Raw genomic sequence first — 23,003 nt, 5'->3', positions numbered from 1 at the left:
GTAATTTGTAATGGTTTTGAAATATCACGGCAATTATTAAAATCAAAATTCATCCTATTAATCAAAAATGTCCCACATTAAATAATGAAAATATCAATAAAAAATCTTTTAATCGCTGCTTTTATCATTCTCTCATTATTGATGCTTGGCAAGTATTTACATATTAGTTTGTTGGAGAAAAATAAATTGGCTTTTCATCGTGACGAATCTAATTATCATAGTGCGCCAGTAATTAAATTGATTAGATCAAAAGAGGACCATGTTTTTTATGATGCAGATGTAGGGGGGGTGATTTTGCACATTCCTACTAATGATCCTAGCAAGTATTTTAGTACTTCAGGTTTTATAGCTTTTTGGTATCCGGATATGACTCTTTCTGCATGGGGGGATACAGAAATTCGCCCAGATAATGTTCCCGATACAAAAAATCGTTTCCGTGTTTTTATTAGTTCTTTAGCACACAATGTAGAAAGCGCACCAAAGGGGCAGGTATTTATAAAACCTTCTGAATTGTTGGAGATAGCCTCAAAACGAAATAACCAAATTCCAAAACTAAATAAGACCCAATTTGATGAGCTTCTAAGTTTTACATTTGAGGATAGCGAAAAAACAAAGGCAATCCAAAAACTGTCAGATGAAAATTATAGCCATTTTGGCGCTGATTATATTGCAACTGAAAATGCACCGTATGAGGCGTATGTGAGTTGTGGTGGGCCAATAGATAGAGGGGGATGCACTGGTGATGTTTATATTAAAAAACTAGGCATTCAGTATCATTTTATTGCTAATTTTGGTGCTGAACGTATTTCTGATCTCATACGAGACACTAACTTGATGATTGCAAGTTGGACAGATTAATTAAACTATTTTATAGAGAATATATATGAGCACATCAATGCTGGCGACAAAGTTTTTATGTTGAGTGCCGTAGAAGATGACGGCAATCGAACAGCTTTATTGCCACTACTCGAAGCATCCTGGCAGACTGGTAAGTCCGCACTATAATTTCTGCAATCAGGAAAAATTAATTTTAAGAGAGAGTGTAAAGATTTTTAGCTTGAATTTTTGTTTTTTGCGTAAAGCTTTACATAAAACTTTACAATACTGATCTTAGATTCTTGTGTAAACTTAAGGCTTCCTAGGTAATTTCATGATAAATTCTCACTCACTCACTCAGTCGGTTATTGAACTCTCAGGTGTATATAACCGTTCTAATTTGTACCTGCGATGTGAAGTGTAAAGTTTTATCCTAAAGCCCTGATTATTCAGGGCTTTTTTATTTTCTTTAAAAAATAATGTAAATTTTAGTCAATATGTTTTCAGGCAAATAAGTACATTCAATAAATGTAATTATTTGAATTGTGGATGGAATATTTATAGCGGCTGATAGCTAAAACTGGGGCACTTTATTTTCCATTTTACCAACTTGCCACATAATATTTCGGCGACATAGTTATGTTTGACAATTTTTATTTGGAAGCATAGGCTAGCAATTTTTCGACTTATGTCAATCAATGTCAGCACGTATTTTATGCCCCGTACCATTGATTCACACAACCTTTGGGCTCTTCCCCTTTGCCCTGCTCTGGGTTTCACGGTTCACTTTTCTCGGAACGATGTCCGTTCTTGATTGCGCGCCAACTAACGTTATAACGTTTAGAAATTGGCTTGGAATGCGCAGCAATGGACTTCATCGGAGCCTCGCGTAAATTCAATGATCACTTTCATGGTAAAAAATCTTGCATATTGCCATTGCGTAACGGTTCAGATGAAGACATCATGTGCGACAAATCTAGCTGAAAATTAATCGTTCGGAATTTTTGCGCAAATATACAAAGCATTTAAATCTTAATAAAAAAGGCAAACCCATGGACCAGCAGCAATCCGTTGTCGAAACGAACCCAACTCCTTTATCTGACATAGCATTAATGTCAACCAATTCGACTTTGCCGATTCCGGTTTTACGATATGACTTGAAGCCAGAGCAGCAAATGGATTTAAGCAAGCTCACTGCCGCTCAAATGGACCGCGTGAATCAAATTGCATCGAGTGTTTCGTTTACCGATACCAATAGCCTTTTGTCGTTCGGCTCCGATGCGCAACGCGAATTGAGTCAGTATCTTGACCAGCTTCTGGACGGTATGCGCACGAGCGACGCCGGACGTGCCGGTGAAGTCACGATCGCCTTGGCGACGACGATTAAAGATTTGAATCTTCCCAAGGTACAAAAGGAAGTTGCGGGCCAAGATACGTTTGCAGAAATGTTCGGCAAACTTCCGATTGTGGGAACGTGGTTTTCGGCATTGCGCACGATGCAGTTGAATCGCAAAAAAATCACTGAACATCTAGCCGCCATTGAACAGAAAGCGCAGGCGCAGATCACCGCTTTGAACGCCAACAATGACAAGCTTGATCGCATGGTGATCAAAAGTGTCGATCACATTCACAGCATGGAACTGTATATGGCGGCGGGTCAACTGGTGATCAAGCGCGCACGGGTCGAGTTTGAGCAAACGCGCTTAGCGGTCGAACAATCACGCGATTTGGTTGAAATCGCCAAGCTGCGTGATTTTGCCGAGCAGCTTAATGCGTTTGAAACACGCGTGGTGCGAATTAACCTGGCGCACAGCCAATCGATGGTGTCGGTACCAGAAATCAGGGCGACGCAAACCGCAGCGCTGATTGAAATGAACAACGTCATGGACAGCATCTTGTTCGATCTACCGAACCTAAAGCGTGCAATTCTCAACATCGCTTCGCTTGCCGAGACTAGCCGTGCGGCTAAAGCAACGGAAGCCCGTCGTCAATTGTCGCGCGAATTAAATAGTATCGGCAGCGATGAATTGCAATCCGCCTATTTGAAGGCCAAGGAAAGTCAGGGTGGATTTGAAGCTGACATTGCCGCACTAGCCCAATCGGCTGACAAACTGCTTCAAACCATTGAATTGGGCCGACGTCTGGATGTAACCAACGCGGGTAAGCGTGAAAAGGCGATCTCCGACCTTTCCGCAATCAACCATAAATTTACGGACGGCCTGCTGAAAGCCGGTGACCAGTTCGTCCAACAAGCAACTCGTTCGCTTTGATCGGAAAATCACATGTTTACTATTGAAGGTTTTTACAATCCCTATCTAGCCGCTAGTCAGACCCGGCTTGACGCGGTGCTGACAATCACCTCGGACGCCACAGTATCGCAGACGACTTCAGGCCGCAAAGTTGTCGGTTTTGTCTTGGATACTTCCGGCTCGATGAATGGTGAAAAACTGGCTCAGGCAAAACTTGCCGCTCGGCGCGGCATCGACATGCTGACTGAAGACATATGGTTCTTTGTCATCAAGTTTGCGGGTAGCGCTGACATTGTGGTTGAGGCGTGTCCTGCAACGTCAACCAACAAGGCTCTTGCACACTATGCGGTTCAGCAACTGACGGCAACTGGTAGCACGGCAATGTCTTCAGGATTGAAGAAGGCTCTTGGTGAAGTCAAGCGCAGCGGTGCAACGATTGCCAGCGTCTATTTTCAGACGGATGGCGACAATTCGGCTGATGATAATGAACGTTACCTGGCAGGCGTTATTGCTGAGTGCGAAGGTGTTTTTCAATGCGATTGCCGTGGCATTGGAACCGACTGGAAACCAAATGAATTGCGTCGCATCTCGTCTGCCTTGCTAGGTACGGCCGACGCCATTACCGATCCAACCGGTTTAGAAGAAGATTTCCGTTCATTCCTGAATCGCTCGTTAGCCAAAGGCATTGCCGCAGCTACGTTACGGATTTGGTCGCCGAAAGTGGTCAAGGTGTCGCTGGTTAAACAAATGAGTCCTGAAATTCTCGATTTGATGCCGAGTGCAAAACGGATCGACGATAAAACTCTGGAGATTCCACTTGGCGCATGGGCGACGGAAGCGCGTGACTATCAGCTTGCATTCGAGCTTCCGGTCGGTAACATCGGTGATGAAGTATTGGCTTGCCGCGCAGCTGTGGTTTTTCAGGATAGCAATGGCGAGGTCAAAATTCCTTGCGAGCCGATTGCCGTTCGCTGGTCTGAAGACGACGCATTGACTACGCGCATCAGCAGGGAAGTCGCTCATTACACGGGACAAAAGGAACTGGCCGATTCGATTCAAGAAGGGTTGGATGCCAAGGCCAAGGGCGATGATGATAGGGCGACACGCCTTCTCGGCCACGCCGCCAAGTTAGCGGCTGAATCAGGTAATGAAGAAGTGACACGTCGACTGAAAAAAGTCGTCGACGTGGTGGATGCGAGCGCCGGTACTGTACGTTTGAAGAAAGCGGACAAAGGGGCGGACATGGAATTAGAGATGGGTTTGACCAGAACTGTTCGTCGTAACCCGAAACAGCAGCAAGCAGTTGAAACCCAGAATTGAACGGAAATTCATGAGCAATGTTTGCCCTAAGGGCCATTATTCGACTGACCAGGACTACTGCTCAGAGTGTGGAGTCGCAATGCAAGCGTCACCTGCCAGTGCCCCAGCGTCAAAGTCAGGTGGTGCGTCGAACAGTTCAGCAGTGACGGCGAATAGTGTCGAAAAATGTCCAGAATGTATGACGTTAAGGCCTGCCGGAGCGCGATTTTGTGAGGCATGTCGCTACGATTTTGTTAGTCGCAGTTCGTTTAGCAGTCTTGCTGCCGCGGCTCAAACGACTTCGGCGCAAGTACCGGTCGCCGTCGCGCCGTCGCTTGATTGTGCTGCGCCGGATACGGCCCAAGTTCTTGCCAGCACAAGCACCGTTGCTGATTCGGTCGCCGCAGCTGCAAACACTTTCGTTTCGGCACAACGTCTTTTGCTGCGCGTCATAGTTGACCCGTTGTTGTACACGGATCCAGATCCTGATTTGCCATGCCCGACCGATAGGCCGGAAAAAATATTTCATCTCGATCTGAATGAAAACACGCTGGGCAGGCAATTTGAGGGGAATGGCGTTCATCCTGAAATTGTGGTGCATGATCCGAGCATTTCGCGACGTCATCTCAAATTTGTGCGTGGCAAAAATGGGGAATACTCGGTTCTCGAACTGGGCTCAGCGAATGGTACTGAATTCAACAGCAAGACATTGGAACCGGGCGTAGTGACAGCGCTAAATCCGGGCGATCAAATAACCCTGGGCATGTGGACGCGCATTAGCGTTGAGGCTCGTTGACGCTCGCTAACACCCGTTAAACCAGGCTAATTCCCTATTTTTGACACCAAAAAACTATGACTAGTACAACTATTATTCCCGCCCAACCGGCGACGGGATTGAACTTGCCGATTTCCAGCGCTGGCAATTTAGCAGACGTCCCCAGACAACTATGGCTACGTCAGGCAGTCATTATTGGCGTTACTTTGCTGGTGGCGCTCATCGGATTTAAGACATACCAAACCTATGCAAATGTCGTGCAAACCATCGGCAAGGATTCCGTACCTTCGATTGTGGCGGCTGAAAAAATTCGCACGCAATTAGCACTTGCCCATACCGAGATCGTCAATGCGTTTCTAATCAAGGAGACCGGCGACGCAGGTCCTAGCCGACAGGCCTATAAAAAAGCGATAGACCAGTCTTATGATTCGCTGGTCGAAGCATCACAAAACATCACTTACGGGGATGACGAGCGTCAACCGATACTTGCGGTGATGACTCAACTATTTGAGTACCAGCGGATAATCGGCATGGCGAATGAAGCTGGGATGCATGAAGCCGCTGGCACCGATGTGACTGATAGCCGTGATGTACAGCTTCTCGGCCAAGCCGATGCACTCATGCGTGAACATATTCTTCCGTCAGTAGTTGGATTGGATCAGGCAAATTTCAAACATCTCGATGCCGCTTTTACTGAAGGCCGGCAAACGGCTAGTCATTGGTTGTATGCCTTCATCGCCGTCTCTCTTATTCTGGGAATAATACTGCTTGAAACTCAATTCAAGTTGTATGCAAATTTCCGGCGACTGTTGAATCCGGCGATGGCGTTTGGTCTTGCGGTGTTCGTTATTTCGATCATTGTATTTTTTTGGCACACACAAAGCGTTATGTCTGAGATCCGTTCTGCCAAGGAAGATGCGTTTGACTCTGTGCACGCATTGTCCAAGGCCAAAGCAATTGCCTATTCAGCCAATGCACAGGAGAGCGTGTATTTGCTTCTGCGCGATAAGGCTGCCAAATTAAACCAGACTACGCTGTTCAATGATGCGGCTAATCAGCTTTTTTCGGGCAGTATTCGTGATATCGGGCAATTGCCATCCGATTTAAAACTCTTGAAGAATCAAGGCTTGCTTGGTGACGAATTGGCGAATATCACCTTTCCAGGTGAAGAAGCTATGGCCAAGAAGACTCTGCAAGGTTGGCTTGATTACGTTCGCATTGACAGCCAGATCCGCGAACTGGAAGCGGCCGGAAAACATGATGCCGCAGTCGTATTGTGCATCGGCAAACAGCCCATGCAATCTGACTGGGCGTTTGAAAATTTCATGCAGGCGCTGGATGGAACGTTGAGCATCAATCAGGCTCAGTTTGACGATGCCATTGCACGAGCATTCAAGCACTTGGCTTGGCTGTGGATGTTGTTGATTCCAATTTTTCTTGGCCCGGTGATTGGCTCCGTCGCGGGTCTTCAAAAACGACTTGCGGAGTTCAGAGATTGATGGATGTCGTAGAACTCATCGCTACCTGGAAGCAACGGCTTGCAGCGATCACGGCTAACGCCAATGAACTGTCTGAAGCCGAAAGTACCAAGCGGATCAGGATCAGGGCTAGGGAAGGCCGCTACCAGGGTTTGACTCAGCAGCGTGCCGAAGCGGCGATTGCCCAAATCAGCATGTTGAGAGACGACTATTTGCTGTTGGCTCGCGTGGTAGATGAGGCGGTACAAGCTCACCAAGGAGGACTTTTTACTTCGCGAGAAACGCGAGATGAAAAAGTCGTGGCACTTTTGTGTAGCCCATCCATTTCTCGCGCTACAGGCCCGGTACCGATAGAAAAACGCACGCTGCTAGGGTCAGCAAATCATCATGATCAAATGACCCCAGATCAGTTGTTGACGCTTATGCAAAAAGAGTTCGAGTTAGCGCGCGACTTGCTAAACGCAATCGACAGTGCTGAGGCTGAAGGGGCGTTGGAGCTTGACGGCTTGCGTCACGACTTCGTTGGAATGGAAGAGCGTGCAGCCAGATTGCAAGCAGGCTCCGATCGGCCATCCTTCATTGAATTACAAGACTTGCAGTCCGATCCGCTCAATGCAAAGGCTGGCATGGATTCGCTCAAGCGCGGTTTGCAGGCGTGGTCGGCCAGTCTGGATGACTTGGAACATGTCAGGGTGAGTGCGCAGGATGCCGTTGTGCGTGCTAAGACTGCGCTTGGTGATCTCAACCGACTTTCCGGGGATTACCAAATGCAGCTGATGCAATTCAAGGAATTGTTCGGTGAATCGACCCCGCTGAAGCTGATGCCTGGCATGCAGATTGAGATGCTTTCCAGTTGGTGTGGAACCTTGGAAAACATGCTGATTGCCGGGCAATGGAATGCCGTTAATGTTGGCGCCTCCCGACTAAATATTGCCATGAACGAGGCAATTGGCAATGTGAATCTAGCCATCGCCGAAGTACAAACTAAATGCGCGGAAGTAGATGAATTGAAGGGGCATTTCAATGCGCTCAGGGCTAAGGAAAAAGCGCTGTTTGGGCAAGAAGTGCAAGGGGTGGCAAATGAGGCTGCGTCATTACTGCGCGGGCAGATCGAGGCGATGTTGAAGAGTCGCCCGCTTGATCTTGACGGCGCGCGCTCGTTGATTCAGAAATATCAAAATATCATGCTGACGATAGGTCGGCGCTAACGATAAATAGGAATTTACATGGCTGATTATATAGCTGATGGAATAGCTGTTACTTGTGCTTATTGCGGTGGACAGATAGTTGACGATGTCTGCGAAGACTGTGGAAAATCAGCGAAGAAAAAGCCGCTGGTTACCGCCAATGCCGGCGGTTTGGATGTGCCGGATTCGGTTGCAATCGCTGAAACGACGACTGGGCGTACACGCAGTTCAACCGCGCAATTTAAGGTGAATTATCCAACGCGGGCTACCGGTAAGAATACGGGTAAGTCGACGCGTCGCCGGGTCGGCGCGTCTACACATACCAGCACGCGTAGGGCGGCTCTTGGCGGCGGCTTGATTTCGTTGCCTGATCTTCCGAGTCAAGATCCATTGAAATTACTGATGATCATGCCCGAGGTGCCTGCCAATAAACGGCATTGCCCGAAATGCGACATCCAGGTTAATCGGAGCAAAGGGTTTTGCCCAAGTTGCGGAACCCCGTACGACTTTGTGCCTCACCTGAAAGCGGGTGACATCGTCGCCGGTAAGTATGAAATCAAGGGGCCGGTCGCTTTCGGCGGCCTTGGCTGGATATATCTTGGTTTTGATCGGGTATTGCAGCGCTGGGTCGTGTTGAAAGGTCTTCTGAACGCAAGCGATGAAGCGAGCGCGGCGGCAGCCGTTGCCGAGCGCCGCTATCTGGCCGCTGTTAAGCATCCGAAAATTGTCGGCATCTACGATTTCGTCAATGAAGGCGCCGAAGGTTACATCATCATGGAATATGTTGGCGGGCAGACCGTTCACAGCTTGCGCAAACAGCGTGGACCGCTGCCGGTGGAGGAGGCGATTGCCTATATCCTCGGCATTATTCCGGCATTTTCTTATTTGCACGGTCAGGGTTTGGTGTATTGCGACTTCAAGCCTGACAACGCCATGCTCGAAGGTGGCGATATCAAACTGATCGACATGGGCGCTGTGCGCAAAATCAATGATCCTGACGGTGATATCTATGCCACCGTTGGGTTTGCAGCACCAGAAGCCGATAATGAACCAACCGCGGTGTCGGATTTATATACGCTTGGTCGCGCGCTGGCCGTGTTGATCATGGATTTCAAATTCACCAAGGAATACGAACATTCATTGCCGACTCCGGATCAGCATGATGTGTTGGCTGCTAATGAATCCCTGTACCGATTCCTACTGCGGGCAACGCATTCTGATCCGGATGAACGCTTTCAAAGCGCTGATGAAATGGGCGAACAGCTATTTGGTGTTCTGCGCGAGATTGTTTCTTTGCAGTCGGGCCCGAAGCCTGCTGACAGCAAAGTGTTTACCGGCGACCGGTTAATTAAAGGTGAAGCGCAAGCCCTTATTACCGCTCCCGCCCCGTTGTTTCTGCCGGCATTACGTGTGAACCTGGAAGACCGGGCAGCGAATGAAGTCATTCGGATATTGAGTCTGATGGATGCAGCGCAGCAAGTAAGTGAGCTTCAATCATTGGTCGAAAAATACGGAGATCGGGCGACCGAGCCGCGCCTGCGCTTGGTTGAAGTATTGATTCAAAGTGAAGATGTTTTACCGCAAGAGCGACAAACGATCATCGAAAAAGCGTTAGCGGAAGTAGAGGCGGCGGATGCGTTCGACTGGCGTGTAGGTTGGTATCGCGGGATATGGCTGTTGATGCAGGGTAATGGCGCACAGGCCATATCGCAGTTCGAACGCTGTTATTTTGAAATGCCGGGAGAGTTAGGGCCACGACTCGCGATGGGTATTGCTGCGGAAATGGATGGCAACATGGAGCTGGCTCTGTCGTATTACGACCGTGTCGGGCAGGTTGATCCGAGCTTCGTTAGCGCTCACGCCGGTGCTGCTCGCTGCCACGCAAAGGCTGCTCGCCTGAATGAAGCGCTGGCGATGCTTCAGCGGGTGCCGACGGCACATGCAATGAGAGTTCAGGCACAGCTTGCGATCGGTGAATTGGTGTTGACTTATCCAGACTATATTGATGGTACGACCATGAAGCAAAGCGAAGCAGCGGTGCAGTCAGTTCTGGATAATGGCGGTTCTGCTTTCCAGATCGCCGGGCGGTTGTGCGCGTTGGCCGTACACCTCAATCAAAAAATATCATGGCCGAAAAATGCTACCTTTCTGGGTTTTGAGTTTTCAGAAAATAGCTTACGACTTGGTGCCGAAAAACAATTCAGGCTGGCGGCTAAGCAAGCGGAATCTGAAATCGACCGCTTTTATTGGGTCAGTCAGGCGAATAGCGTTCGCCCGGTAACGCTTTTCTAGGGGGCGCAATGAACTGTTCTTTTTGTAATGAGTTGGCCGAGCCCCAATTCTTGTTTTGCGAGGCATGCGGCAAGCCATTGGTCGCTGACGTAGTGGTGGGCGACGACTTGCCTGCTGTGGAAAATGATAACGCTGCCGTAGGATGTATTCGATGCGGATGCGGCAGTAGCAGATTCGACTCTGACGGATATTGCGAAGCCTGTGGCCATCGGTCATCGCCACTTGACGCGATTGATGTTCTCGAATCAGGCGTACAGGCGGCAAGTGCCAGCCATCGCGGCCGCCACCATTCTGACAATCAGGACTCGGTACTAATGCAGGAATTACCGAATGGTTTCGCTATCGCCTTGGCAGATGGTGTTTCAACTTCCTGCCACGCTAGAGCTGCGGCCGATATTGCTGTGCAAACGGCGTTGAAAACGCTGCAGGATTGCGGCTCCTTGCCAACTGCAGAACGGATGAGACTTGCAACGCAGCGTGCGCATGAGGCGGTTTGCACTTTGCCGCATGATAATCTGCAACTCGCAGAACCGCAGGCCACACTTGTGTTGGCGCTCGTGGAAGGGATGCAAGTCTGGTATTCCTGGGTCGGCGATTCACGGCTTTATATGATTGATCAGGCCGAAGTGATTCAGCTCACGATGGACGACTCGTGGCTGAACGCGCAGGTAAACACCGGCGTTCCGATTGCGGCGGCACTCAAAGATATTAACGCCCATTGCATTACACAATGCCTTGGAATGCGCGACGACGAAGTCGACATTCATATTGCAACGCAAAGGTTATCTCCTGATGCGATTTTGCTTCTTTGTTCGGATGGGCTTTGGAACTACTGCGATGAGCCGAAGGCTCTGCGGAAACTTCTGAATGAGGGCAATGTTACAGACTCGTTGGCGCGGCGATGTGTGAAATTAATCGACTACGCAAATGCGGCTGGTGGGCAGGACAATATTACGGTTGCAATGTACAGACACCGTTGTGCTGGTTGATGTTGACCAACGTCACGATCTTGCATCAATCAGTTGAATCTGCCGTTCCAAACCAGCTATTCTTGTCGCATCCATAATCAGCGCTTCAGTCGGTTATAGCGCTGACTTCATCCAGCGGTTATCGTATTGCAGTAATTCGGGCCGACAGAACTTTCACTCTGCGAACGTTAACAATAAAACGGATAAAAATGCCCTGTTTAGGGCATAGCCAAGCTAGGCGAGTATGTATATGCTGTCGCTGGCTCTTATTACTGACAATTTCGGACTGGATGAATAAATGATTCAATCAAAACGCGCACTTATTACTGTTTTCTTCCTGTTTCTGATCGATGTCTGCCTCAGTGGTTACTTTCGATTGCGTCATAGCGAAATGGAAGGTTTAGTGAGTACGGTTTGTAATATCGGTGTCGGGATTGCAGTTTATTGCTGGTATTACTCCGATAGCGAGGTCTATAAATATGAGAGATCTGGAGTACTCAATTTTTGCATGATATTTCTGACGATATTTGCCATGCCCTATTACCTGATCCGCAGTCGGCCCACCGGCCAAAAAGGTAAAGCTCTGCTGAAATGTATCGGCTTTTGCGCCGCTGTTTTGCTGATCAGTATCATCATGGAGATTTTTATGACGATATTAATCAAATAGCGATCAGCTTAAAATTGACCACTACGTCCGTTACTTTCTTTGAGGCAGAGCTTGAATTTTTATCTGCCTGTTTACCCGCCCTACTAAACCTAGTTCATGCGTAAATTACCCGACATTCTCCGCCTCATCGGCTGTTTTCTTTTATTCTCAGTTGCCACGACCAATGCAGCCACCCGCGAATACCAGATCGGCCCGGCTCCAGAATGGGTCATCCCAGTCAGTTTTAATACCAGCACCAACAGAGAAAATAACGATAACGACAGCAGCCTGATCTACCTGCTGAGCGACCAGCAAACTAGAGTCGAGCATGTCGGCAAAACGACCTACTTTCACTATGCAAAAAAAGCGACGGCCAGTAACGGGCTCGAAAAAATTGCGTCGATCAATATCGTGTTTGATCCTTCCTACCAAAATCTGGTTCTCAATGTGGTCAATATTATCCGCAACGGACAAGTAATCAAAAAAACAGACAGCGTTGCAATACATGTGCTGCAGCGCGAGACGGAACTGGACTACCTGATTTACGACGGCAGCAAGACCGTAAACGTTGTGGTCGATGATGTCCGTGTCGGCGACATCGTTGAATATGCTTATTCGTTGAGCGGCATGAACCCTGTGTTTCAGAATAAAGCTTCCGGTGGTGGAGATCTGCAGTGGGCGGTGCCGATAGAGCGTGTTTTTTTCAGATTAATGGTTCCGACGGATCGGCACTTCACCATCAAATCGCACGAATCGAAATTGCAATCCGTGATGACAGAGAGGAATGGCTATCGGGACTATCAGTGGGATGTAGCGAATATGCCGGGTCTCAAACTCGAATCCGACACGCCATCATGGTACGAACCTTATGGCTCAATTCAGTGGTCCGAATTCCCCGACTGGCTGGCAGTTCAGCAATGGGCCAAGCCTCTGTATCGTACGCCCGACGTATTACCTGCTGAGCTGAGTAAAGAAGTCAGCCACATAAAACAGACGGCAACCAGCCAGGGTGACAGGATGCTGGCCGCATTGCATTTTGTGCAGCGTGAAATCCGTTACCTTGGCATAGAAGTTGGGCCCGGATCGCACGCTCCAAACGCACCGGCATTGGTAATGCAACGGCGCTTCGGTGACTGCAAGGACAAAACCCTGCTTACCCTGACCCTGTTAAAAGCACTGGGTATCGAAGCCTACCCGGCATTGGTAAATACCACTATGGGCCCTAGCCTGACTGACTGGTCGCCTACTCCCAATTTGTTCAACCATGTCTTGGTCAGGGCTAAAGTGGACGGCAACATTTATTGGATCGATCCGACCAGATCGTTGCAACAGGGCGATCTGGCGCATTTGTATCAACCTGATTACGGGCACGCTCTGGTGCTTGATAATGTTAGCAATAAGCTGACTGTAATGAACTCATCTGTCAGCACCAAAAAAATTGTTAACGCAGAATTTGACTCCACTGCTGGACTAGACAAGCCAGTCAAGCTTGTTGTGACAACTACCGATTACGGCAAGCATGCGGATGAATTACGCAATAACATCAACTCGCACAGCAAAAACGAGCTGGAAAAAAATTATCTGAATTACTATGCGCGCTATTATCCAACCATCAAATCAACGGATTCCATCGAGTTCCGGGAAGATATCGCAAACAATACTGTCACCACGATCGAGTCGTATACGATTCCCAATTTCTGGGTGTTGCAGGAAAATAAAATCAAACGGGATGCAACTATCCATATCCCTGATGTGCGCCTTTTTTTGACCGCCCCCAAAGACATCAACCGCACTGCGCCAATACGGGTGAGTTTCCCCGAAGACGTCTCCGTGACTACCGAATTGAAATTGCCGAGCAAATGGAATATCGACGACAGCCAGTCCAACATCGACGACCCTGCATTTGAATATTCGAACAAGACATGGATGTCTGACAATGGGCGACGGCTGCATCTGTCAGATCAATATCGTGCACTGACAGACCACGTCGATGCACAAGACATTCCCGCCTATGCGGCGAATTTAAACAAGGCCTATGATTCAGTCGGATTTACGCTCAATTACAGCGGGACAAATACGCCCGTAAAAAAAGCGCATTTCAGCCACAATGACTGGAAATATTTGATCATCATTCTGATGCTGATAATCTGGAGCTGGATGATCATGTTGCAGCAAACTTCACCGCCAGAAAATCGTCTCAGTGACCGGAGCCTGGTTAGCTGCACCGTCGTCGCTAGCGGCAGCTTCATCCCGTTCCTGCTGTCATCCGATGTTCATTGGTTATTGCTTCTGGGTGCGTTGGGTATATGCACTGCATTGATCATGCTGGCAAAAGCGGTGAATAGTGCGCCGCAATCCCATTGGTTGAGCCGTTACGCCGGGGGCTATACGCAAACTGTCCACAGCACATTCTCGGCACGACTGCTGCCGATATTGAAGAAGATTCCGGCCGTCATCGGCTGGATTACGATAGGTGTGGTGATTTATAGGGGTGTTGTCGGATAATTGATCAGCTAAAGAAATAAATAGTTAAATCAATGCCACAAAATAAAAGTGGAGATTAAATTAAAAGTGAGTTTTAAATTATGAATCAAGAAAATCAAAGTTTGGAAAATCAGTGGTCGCGATTTGAATGCGTCGCCAACGGTGAATCTTCCGTAATTGGCTGCATGTTTCCCGGCGAAATCAACGTCGATAAAGCCGCCTATCCAAATCACGTGTTTATAGGATATGGGTACGGCGAAGAAGATTCTGGCAGACTGCCTAACGCAGAAGAGTGGGCGAAAATTGATTCAATTGAGCGAACGATTTCCGGCGACCTTAAAAAACATGATTTAGGATTGCTATTGTTCACGATTGCAAATGACGGATACTACCAATGGAATATTTATTCAAAATTTGGTGATAAGACTGCACTAACTCTGATTGAAACTTTTAAAAATAGCTCAACAGTTCCTAAAATTGATGTATTTGATTACTCGAGCTCCTTCGATTCTAATTGGAATGCATACGAGCCAATACGTGAAATCATACGCAAGGCTTTAGGCAAGGCGACTGGGTGAAAGAAGAGTGCAGGGTCAAGTCGGGCTTCGTAGATCCCAGTGGAGACCTTAATGTAGTTACAGAATTTGGGGAATCTGCCCTTCTGATAACCTCTTCGTTTCATACGATGAGAGCTAAATATGGCATTATTCTTCATTAGGAATTCGCTACTTAAACAACGCCACATCTTAAGTTTCTATTTGGAAACGTTTTAACTAGCCTTGGAATAAACCTCAGCTCAGTTGTGAAGGTCTTCGTAACTCCATACGGATCGCGGATACCTTTTATGGTTATCAGGATAACTGCCGACACCTATATTTGGCTTTTGCCAATTTAAAAAACATCAAGCTTTAGTTCGATAGCGCAGTGTTCAAACGGCCATTATATTTTTTGGAGCAAACAAACCATGAAAAAAATTTCCTTCTTATTCATAGGAATTTTTCTAACAATCTCGATTGCACAATCGCAAAACATCAAAGCCCAGTCAAAAACCGTTGCGCTTCAATATAAACCGCTGACCAACGACACTTATGACAACGCCACCGATTTTTACGAAGGATTGGCGGCGGTCAAAATAAATAACAAATGGGGGTTTATCGATAGCTCTGGAAAAATGGTGATTGAACCGCAGTTCAATCCGGGGCAGGCGCAATTTAATTCTTATTTTTCTGAAGGCTTGGCGGCAATTAATTTTACCGCAGCAAAAACCAGCGTAACCAATGCGAATGATCCGCCTAATACTCAATGGGGGTTTGCAGATAAAAATGGGAAAGTCGTTATCCAGCCTAAATTTTCAGGCAATTACTACGCCCCTCCGCGCTTCTCAAATGGCCTCGCGGTAATCGGTGCAAGTTTTATCGGTACCACTATCGCTACTTTTGGGCTTAGAACTAAATACGGCTATATCAATAAAGCCGGGGCGTTTGCCATTCCAGCAAAATTTGATGAAGCTTCAGACTTTAGCGAAGATCTTGCCTCTGTCAGAATCGGTGATAAATATGGTTTTATCGATACCAGCGGTCGTGTGGTGATTGAGCCGACCTATGATAGTCCTTCGTATTTCAAAGACGGCATTGCTATCGTCGAAGTGAATAACGTGAGTTTTATGATCGATAAAAAAAACAAGAAAATAGTGGATAAAGGGTTTCCGGGATTAAGCGCTTTCTCCGATGGCTTGGCAAGGTTTGAAGAAAATGGCAAGGTCGGATTTATTGATAAAAAAGGCGATGTAAAAATAAAGCCGACATTAGATTTTGGGTTGGAAAAGTCAAAACAGATGATGTATTTTTCGGAAGGGCTATGCCAAATTGAGCTGGGAAAAAATCCTGCTACTGATTCCCCAAGCTGGATTGCCGGGAAGTTTGGTTACATAAACAAAGAAGGGAAAATGGTCATCAATCCCCAGTTTGACCATGTCGGGCCATTTAAAAATGGCATTGCGGTGGCGTCAATGTATGGGAAATATGGGTATATCAATAAATCGGGGGAGTTTGTTATTCCACCGATTTTTGCGAATGCCGGGTATTTTGTTGATGGAGTGGCCAGAGTTTCTGGGGGAAGTTCGTTTGGGGATTACAAGTATAGGTTTATTAAGCTAAATTAAATTTACTTCTATTCCGCTATGTACCCCAACGTACCGACAACTTGAATTGAGTGCGCTATTGTAGGTATGCTGCAAGCCATTCTGGCGTCGTTTGTGCAGAAATTTTTGGGGCTGAAATATTATGAACATTACCTTAAGTCTGGTTCCTATCGTTTCGCTGATTGCTGGTATCTTGATACTCATCATTCCGCGTTTGTTGAACTTGATCGTTGCTATTTATTTGATTGTGATTGGTTTGGTTGGATTATTTGGAACGGGCCATTTTCTTCACTAGGTAGATTGAATTAATAAAGCTAATTCGTATTCTGAGGAGAAATTCAACATGAACTTAGTCAAAATGATGGCGGTTGCGTTGATCGTCGCTGGTGTGCTGGGCCTGGTCTACGGTGGCTTTAGTTATACCAAGGAAACGCATGACGTCAAAATTGGAACGTTTGAGCTATCTCTCAATGAGAAGCAAACGATCAATATTCCAATTTGGGCGGGAGTAGGTGCTATTGCAATTGGTGGTTTTCTGCTGGCTTTAGGCGGCAAGAGATAAGAGTTAATTGCTATAAAGCTGAACGTGGCGGAATTTTCGCCACGTTCATGATTACAGCTGGCCGGTAATTAGCAGCACAATCAGCACAACCAGGAGCAAGCCTGAAATACCACTTGGTGCGTAGCCCCAATTGCGACTATGCGGCCAAGTTGGGAACGCCCCTAATAGAATGAAAATCAGAATGATTAATAAAAGAATACTCATGGTTTGCTCCTTGGTGGTTATTCAAATTCGATCTTGATAACGGGTTAGAAATGCAATTTAAAATAATGGTAGGAGTCAACAAAAGCATCACGCACTTTTTCAGTTTCAGCGACTAACTGATCCCAGCTGTTATCACTGCTCTCTTTGAGTTCATCAAACTTTTCGATCGCTAGTTTTGATTGAATATGTAGCTTCACTAACCCTTCTTTGTAAGCATCTTGCGCATCTAATTGCATGGCATGTGCCTTAGTCTCAAACTGTGCAATAGAGAGATTAAGGTTGTCCAATTGCAGTTTCATTTTTGCGATGTATTCATCTCGGTGTGACATGGTAATAGCTCCGGCTGTGGAAGAAAATGTGTTCAATGAGGTGAAGATACGTGGAATTGGATGCGCTGTCGGTGCGTTACCGTACGCTAGCGCACCGACTATTGAACTGCATGGAAGTATCGTTATTTCTCACTAGTAAAATAACCGGGAGAATAGGATGTATGCGCAAGATAACTCAATACCAACGGATGCTATCCCTGCTAATAAAGATCGGCAGCGAAGGGTAAGTACATGCCGTAAATTAGGTTTTTTTAAACACAATATATTGGCGGCATTCATCGGCGCCGCCATCGCGATGCCAGCACTTTCTGCCGATCTATCTTTTCCAGCACTGGTCACTCCGGCCAGTCAAGAGCACCACGTCGGTAAAATTGTTTTTGTTGAGTTGGTGACGCCCAATCTCGTCGCCTCCAAGCAATTTTACGGAGGGTTGTTTGGCTGGACCTTCCGCGATATTCATACTGGCGGCAGAGAATATGTGGAAGCTTCAATGGATGGTCGCCCAGTCGCGGGGTTAATCTATAAAGCCATTGGAGAAAATGAGCACAAACAGCCAGCCTGGCTAAGTTTCATTGCCGTCAGTGATGTCGATGCAGCGAAAAGAATGGCTGTTGAACATGGTGCCAAAGTTCTTTTTGAGCCGCACAATATTCCTAATCGTGGTCGTGAAGCGGTGTTTGCCGATCCTCAGGGTGCGGTGTTCGCCATTCTTGCGTCGAGCAGTGGCGATCCGGCTGACGTTATTGCTGCACCTGGTGAATGGATTTGGAGTTCACTCATCACCGTTGATCCAGGCGCTGATGCCGCTTTTTATCAAACACTATTCAATTATGAAGTGTTCGATTTGCCGGCAGCGCAAGGCTTCCAGCATTTAATGCTGGCTTCAGATGATTATGCGCGAGCCAGTATCAATTCTTTACCTGCCGATAAAGCCATTACACCACCACACTGGTTAAATTATGTGCGGGTTGACGACACTGTAAAGATGGCTGCAAAGGTAGTTGCTCTTGGCGGCAAGATTTTAGTCGCACCGAGAATTGATCGCCATGGAGGGAAAGTTGCAGTAGTAGCTGATACCAGCGGTGCACCTTTTGGGCTAATTGAATGGCCAAATACTGAGAGAAAAGAGGTGATGAAATGACTATTTTTAGATTAGTGCGAATCGCTGCATCAGCTAGTTTGTTGACGCTGTCGATTGCCGGATGTGTTGTCGCTGGTGGTTATGGCGGCAACGTGGGCGTCGGTGTGGATTACTATGAGCCAGTTGGTGGAGTCTATGGTGCATGGGGGCCGGGTTATCAAGTTGGCCCGTATCGTGATAGAGGTCATTTTTGGGGCGGTGGAGCAGGTCATCACGCTTACCATTCTGCGGCACCAGGCCGTTCTGTACCATCGATTCCTTTCCACTCTCGTTAACTTTATCGGATCCAGCGACGCTGCGTTTTTAGCTTGATCCGTAGCCGAAAAAAAGCATCCGGCGTTTCAAATACCGGATGCTTTTTTTCATGCTGCTGAAGTATTAAATCAAAGTAGACAATACGTTTTACTTTGTGCCATCTTACAATTAGTTGACACGCTGTTCGATGGTGATCTGCTCAACTTCTACTCGGCGATTTGGCTCCAGACAATCAATCAAAGCAGGCCGTTTGGTTTGAGTACAAACAACAACTGGATCTGATTTGCCTTTACCTACAGCACTAAGGCGGCCAGCATCAATGCCTTTACCTACCAGGTAGTCTTTCACTGCATTCGCACGTCGTTCTGACAGCTTTTGATTATACTTATCTGAACCGATACGATCTGTATAACCGCTAATTACTACGTTATTGACTTGTGTGTTTTTATTTAATGCAGCGGCAATTTCATCGAGTTTTGGCTGCGGCATTTTCAGATCAGATTTGTCGAATGAAAACAGCTCAGTTGAAGAGAGTGAAATTTTTTCAAAGCGTGGTGCTGGCGGTGGTGTAGGCGCTGGAGGCGGCGTTATAACAGCAATGATTGGTGCTGGTTCAGGCGTTGGCGCAACCGCTACTGGTCGAGTCGGCGATTTGTCGAAAGCGTAGTTGATTCCGACCATCAGATAATTATTGCTGTTGCGACTGATGGAAAAATCGTTATCGCGTAAATAACCATGAACACGACGGAAGTCAGCTTGTAGTGACCATTGATCATTCAGAGAAACCTGAAATCCAAGGCCTGCATTGACATAAGGGGCATAGCCTGAAGTTCCAGCGACAGATGAACTAAGACGATCTTCTTGCGCGCCTGCGCCGACTAACAAGAATGGACGGAATGTGTCGCGTGAAAACATATACAGAGCATCGACCCCGAGCAAGTTTTGTTGATAGGTCGTTCCATTGTTGCGGGCACGTGCATAGCTGGTTCCTAATTGAATATCCCAGCTTTCTGAAATTGGTTTACCTAAACGCAGTCCACCGCCTTCGCCATGCTGTTCGACTCCGAAGCCTGTATCTGGATACATACCATTCACGGTTGGCGCAATATACCAAGATGGGTTGTAGTCAAAGATTGGTACAACTTGTGCCGGTTGTGCCGCTTGCGCAAAAACGCTGCCAGAAGTTGCGCAACAAAGAATTGCCGCAGCAAGAGAAATTTGTTTGAAATTATTCATGATTTACCTTAGGTTAATAAAAATTTTTAAGACGTATAAAAGAAAGTTGTAAATGTTATTTAAGCGGTTGCATGTAATAAGCATCTTCGAATAAATTGATGTTGCGTAGTTAGTCCCTATTCAGCACCGTTAAATTGCAATGACACACACTGAGCAGAATGATTGTTTCAGAAATTATTTCTGCGACTCTTCTGCTTTTATGTTGATGCTGAGATTACGAGTAAATAGCTATGAGCTCTGTACGTTGTCGCACATAGAATGGCTTTGTTGTTTTTATGTCGCACTCATTTATTTCGATTTTATTTTTGCTGATTTATGTCAACACGAGTCGAGCGTAAATTTGATTTACCTCTCCTCTTATTTCTACCTTGCAGCCGTGTTGAATAAGTTTTTTACATCGCATTAATCATTGAAATTTTCTTTATTGCATGTTGGTTAGCGCACAGATCAACAACATAAAGTACGGGAAAATTGTCATGCCGTTTTCAAATCGATTTCATTTTTATTGGAAAAATCATGACTAATTATCCGAATTGCACTGTCTATGTGAATGCAATTATCGCGAGCGTATTTCTTGCAACATTGTCTGGCTGCAATAATTCACAAGTAGCAAGCGACAGTGCCCCGCACATCACGATTGGTAACCAGATTGATGATTCTGTAGTCGTCGCTAAAGTTCGTTCCGCGTTACTGGCGAACGACGAAATCAAAAGTCTTGATATTAAAGTCACGGTGAATAAGGGCGTGGTGATGCTAAGTGGCTTTGTTGATAATCAGTCACAAATTGATCGCGGTAGCGCAGTAGCGAGTGCCGTGGAAGGTGTCAAAAGTATTGACAATAAACTGAGCATTAAAGAAGGGAAGCAGACCATCGGGAATAAGGTTGACGATAGCGTGATCACTGCGGGGGTTAAAGCAGCGTTGCTCAATGATTCAACAATGAAAAGCCTGGATGTATCGGTAACGACCAGAAAAGGTGAAGTTCAATTAAGTGGCTTCGTCGACAACGACATCCAATTGGCGCGTGCTGTCGTTGTAGCTGGAGATGTTGATGGTGTCACGAGTGTTGTCAACCACATGAATGTCAAACAGTAGTTATTGAGTAGACGTTTGAAATTTATCTGGCTTTGAATCGATGATGCGAAAGTGTCTTTAATTGTGCGTTGAGTTGTATGGAATCGCAGCATTAAAATCAACGGTACTGTTAGGTTCATTTTGAAATATTATTTTTTCCTTGGTTGGACTTTTTGATCAAGAACGCAACCGTTTGGCTATCATTTATTCAATATCTGGATAACTTAAAGAAAAAGAAAAACGACAGTAGAGCCAAACGCAATGATTGATGATTTCAGCTGGAAATCGATGACGAAAATAAAGCGGTTTGATGGATTCATGGAGCGATCATAAATCGTTCTCGCATAATCTGATAAAGGCGGAAAAACTTCGTTGAAGTAGATGATAATCTCGAATGTAAAAAATCCAAACAGATGGATAATCTGTTTGGATTTTTCTTGTGTACTTACTTTCCTGAATTTAAAAAACGATATCAATTCCGGCGCTAACCAGATACGCAGATCCCTGTAGTGGCGGCTGTCCATTATCAATGGCGCGATCGAGTTGAACTTTGAAATCCATATTTTTGGCAAAATCATAGCGCAAGGCAAGTACGGCAGTTTGAAATTTACCATCGTTATAATTTGCAAAAGGAGTGCTTTCCCGATAGGTGCCGTATTGAATCGTAGGCAGGAATTTGCCCATGCGGTAGCCGGCGGAAACGGAATAAAAGCGCGCGAGTGCGCCTATGCCTAGACGATGGGCGTCACCAAATTCAGTGTGCAAAATCCAATCGTTGAGATCGGCAGTGAGGGACGCATCCAGGAAAGATTGGCTGGCTTGATAGCCGCCTGTAAACAGTGGTACTGCGCCCGTTACCGCGTCAAACTGACTGTAATCCGAATGCTCATAACCTAGCCGTCCTGTGAGCCAGTCATGGCTAAAATCAAAGCTCATTCCCACAATTCTATGCCAGCCGATGTCTTGCGGTGTGGCATAGAATAATCTCTCATACGCATTATTTTTTGCATCTTCGGTGCCGACCAGCATCTCTGCGCGTACATCCCAATCTGCCACATTAAAACTATAGTCGACGCTAATGCCGTTGTAGTTGGTGACTTCCCATCCGTAGATGGAGCCATCTAGGCGGATGGTGTTGTACGCGTAGCCGATGTCTTGAATATCTGAATAATAAAACAACGGCAGGCGTTTACGGCCAATGTAAATCGTCCAGCTAGAGTCTGGTTTGTAAGTGAGATAAGCCCATTCCAGGTTGAGATGCTCATCTCGGATTGGTCGGGCGGTTAGCTGTATGGTGCCGGATAAGTCATGTGTGAACTTGTCCGTAAACTGCACACCTATGCGGCTTTCTTGCGCAATGCTGAAGTTGTTATTGTAAATGCCATCATGCCCCCAATCACCGACATAGCGCGTGCATGACGTGGTGTCTTGTGCCATTCCGGTTGGCTGGCAACGACCGGATGATTGACCTCCAATCAGCGAAGCAAAGCCTGAGTAGGAATAGGGACTATCGACAATGAGCGGAGGGCTATCCGCGGCTACTTTGGGAACGTCGGTAGTTTGAGCTTGAGCATGAATTGACAATGCTGACGACGCTAAGAGGCTGACCGCAATCAGGTTTTTTGTCAAAAAAGAATGGTATTTCATGCAACGCTCCTTAGCATCATGACGAATTTCAGCATATAACAATATATACAGCTGTCAATGAGAAAGTCTCAGGCCGCTAGCCAACGCTTAAACGGCTTGTTTGCATCGAATAATTATCCTAGAGTGGAAAGTCCAACTACCCCACATAGTTCACTAATCTGACAGTGCGTTGTTACTGCTCCTGTTACTGTCATTGAGGTGGTGGTTTTTAGTTTTATTGT

21 protein-coding genes are annotated in these 23,003 nt (G+C 46.6%); 17 read left to right on the top strand and 4 right to left on the bottom strand.

Translation table 11 applies throughout. The features are described from left to right. Window positions 1–84: 84 nt before the first annotated feature. The 14 genes from S2091_RS22495 (at window position 85) to S2091_RS22430 (ending at window position 16,896) form a co-directional block, all read left to right on the top strand. Entirely contained in the window at window positions 85–858 is a 774-nt protein-coding gene (locus S2091_RS22495; RefSeq protein WP_105534222.1) for a hypothetical protein, read from the top strand. Window positions 859–1,868: 1,010 nt separating this feature from the next. Continuing rightward, window positions 1,869–3,086, top strand: coding sequence for a toxic anion resistance protein (locus S2091_RS22490; protein ID WP_105534221.1), 1,218 nt, complete (start codon window positions 1,869–1,871; stop codon window positions 3,084–3,086). A 12-nt stretch (window positions 3,087–3,098) separates the two neighbouring features. Next, window positions 3,099–4,385, top strand: coding sequence for a VWA domain-containing protein (locus S2091_RS22485; protein ID WP_105534220.1), 1,287 nt, complete (start codon window positions 3,099–3,101; stop codon window positions 4,383–4,385). 79 nt (window positions 4,386–4,464) lie between these two features. Continuing rightward, the gene (locus tag S2091_RS22480) at window positions 4,465–5,160 is read left to right on the top strand and encodes an FHA domain-containing protein (RefSeq protein ID WP_165795073.1); all 696 of its coding nucleotides are present in this window, start codon (window positions 4,465–4,467) and stop codon (window positions 5,158–5,160) included. Between the two features lie 56 nt (window positions 5,161–5,216). Beyond that, window positions 5,217–6,638 carry a hypothetical protein gene (locus S2091_RS22475; RefSeq protein ID WP_105534218.1) on the top strand — a complete coding sequence of 474 codons (1,422 nt, stop codon included), beginning with the start codon at window positions 5,217–5,219 and terminating at the stop codon, window positions 6,636–6,638. Continuing rightward, entirely contained in the window at window positions 6,638–7,825 is a 1,188-nt protein-coding gene (locus S2091_RS22470; protein ID WP_105534217.1) for a hypothetical protein, read from the top strand. Before S2091_RS22475 ends, S2091_RS22470 begins: the two co-directional genes overlap by 1 nt. Window positions 7,826–7,843: 18 nt before the next feature. Beyond that, window positions 7,844–10,096: a serine/threonine-protein kinase gene (locus S2091_RS22465; RefSeq protein WP_105534216.1), complete on the top strand. Its 2,253-nt coding sequence runs from the start codon at window positions 7,844–7,846 to the stop codon at window positions 10,094–10,096. Between the two features lie 8 nt (window positions 10,097–10,104). After that, complete coding sequence (locus S2091_RS22460; protein ID WP_105534215.1) at window positions 10,105–11,085, top strand: PP2C family protein-serine/threonine phosphatase; 981 nt, start codon at window positions 10,105–10,107, stop codon at window positions 11,083–11,085. Between the two features lie 277 nt (window positions 11,086–11,362). Next, window positions 11,363–11,731 (top strand): hypothetical protein, encoded by a 369-nt coding sequence (locus S2091_RS22455; RefSeq protein WP_105534214.1) that lies wholly within the window; start codon window positions 11,363–11,365, stop codon window positions 11,729–11,731. Window positions 11,732–11,827: 96 nt separating this feature from the next. Then, window positions 11,828–14,215, top strand: coding sequence for a DUF3857 domain-containing transglutaminase family protein (locus tag S2091_RS22450; RefSeq protein WP_105534213.1), 2,388 nt, complete (start codon window positions 11,828–11,830; stop codon window positions 14,213–14,215). A gap of 80 nt (window positions 14,216–14,295) precedes the next feature. Continuing rightward, window positions 14,296–14,772: a DUF695 domain-containing protein gene (locus S2091_RS22445; RefSeq protein ID WP_105534212.1), complete on the top strand. Its 477-nt coding sequence runs from the start codon at window positions 14,296–14,298 to the stop codon at window positions 14,770–14,772. 386 nt (window positions 14,773–15,158) lie between these two features. Continuing rightward, window positions 15,159–16,355, top strand: a complete 1,197-nt coding sequence (locus S2091_RS22440; protein WP_105534211.1) for a WG repeat-containing protein — start codon at window positions 15,159–15,161, stop codon at window positions 16,353–16,355. Between the two features lie 121 nt (window positions 16,356–16,476). After that, window positions 16,477–16,629 (top strand): DUF3096 domain-containing protein, encoded by a 153-nt coding sequence (locus tag S2091_RS22435; protein WP_105534210.1) that lies wholly within the window; start codon window positions 16,477–16,479, stop codon window positions 16,627–16,629. A 48-nt stretch (window positions 16,630–16,677) separates the two neighbouring features. Next, the gene (locus S2091_RS22430) at window positions 16,678–16,896 is read left to right on the top strand and encodes a hypothetical protein (protein ID WP_105534209.1); all 219 of its coding nucleotides are present in this window, start codon (window positions 16,678–16,680) and stop codon (window positions 16,894–16,896) included. A 51-nt stretch (window positions 16,897–16,947) separates the two neighbouring features. Here the strand turns inward: S2091_RS22430 and S2091_RS22425 are convergent, their stop codons facing one another. Next, a complete protein-coding gene (locus S2091_RS22425) occupies window positions 16,948–17,100 on the bottom strand; it encodes a DUF3309 domain-containing protein (protein WP_105534208.1) in 153 nt (50 codons plus the stop codon). A gap of 44 nt (window positions 17,101–17,144) precedes the next feature. After that, the gene (locus tag S2091_RS22420) at window positions 17,145–17,429 is read right to left on the bottom strand and encodes a sll1863 family stress response protein (protein WP_105534207.1); all 285 of its coding nucleotides are present in this window, start codon (window positions 17,427–17,429) and stop codon (window positions 17,145–17,147) included. Between the two features lie 157 nt (window positions 17,430–17,586). Here S2091_RS22420 and S2091_RS22415 point away from each other — a divergent pair, with 157 nt between their 5' ends. Further along, window positions 17,587–18,570 (top strand): VOC family protein, encoded by a 984-nt coding sequence (locus S2091_RS22415; protein ID WP_105534206.1) that lies wholly within the window; start codon window positions 17,587–17,589, stop codon window positions 18,568–18,570. Further along, window positions 18,567–18,845, top strand: a complete 279-nt coding sequence (locus S2091_RS22410) for a hypothetical protein (protein WP_105534205.1) — start codon at window positions 18,567–18,569, stop codon at window positions 18,843–18,845. Before S2091_RS22415 ends, S2091_RS22410 begins: the two co-directional genes overlap by 4 nt. 148 nt (window positions 18,846–18,993) lie before the next feature. Here S2091_RS22410 and S2091_RS22405 read toward each other — a convergent pair whose 3' ends face one another. Beyond that, window positions 18,994–20,061, bottom strand: coding sequence for an OmpA family protein (locus S2091_RS22405; protein ID WP_105534204.1), 1,068 nt, complete (start codon window positions 20,059–20,061; stop codon window positions 18,994–18,996). A 516-nt stretch (window positions 20,062–20,577) separates the two neighbouring features. Between S2091_RS22405 and S2091_RS22400 the strand changes: the two genes are divergently transcribed. Beyond that, complete coding sequence (locus tag S2091_RS22400) at window positions 20,578–21,156, top strand: BON domain-containing protein (RefSeq protein ID WP_105534203.1); 579 nt, start codon at window positions 20,578–20,580, stop codon at window positions 21,154–21,156. Window positions 21,157–21,594: 438 nt separating this feature from the next. Here S2091_RS22400 and S2091_RS22395 read toward each other — a convergent pair whose 3' ends face one another. Further along, entirely contained in the window at window positions 21,595–22,782 is a 1,188-nt protein-coding gene (locus S2091_RS22395; protein ID WP_105534202.1) for a porin, read from the bottom strand. Window positions 22,783–23,003 lie beyond the last annotated feature (221 nt).

Origin of the sequence: Solimicrobium silvestre (genome assembly GCF_002976435.1) — a bacterium.
Classification (GTDB): Bacteria; Pseudomonadota; Gammaproteobacteria; order Burkholderiales; family Burkholderiaceae_D; genus Solimicrobium; species Solimicrobium silvestre.
Note: the sequence above shows the minus strand (reverse complement) of the source record. Positions and strands in the feature narration are given on the sequence as shown.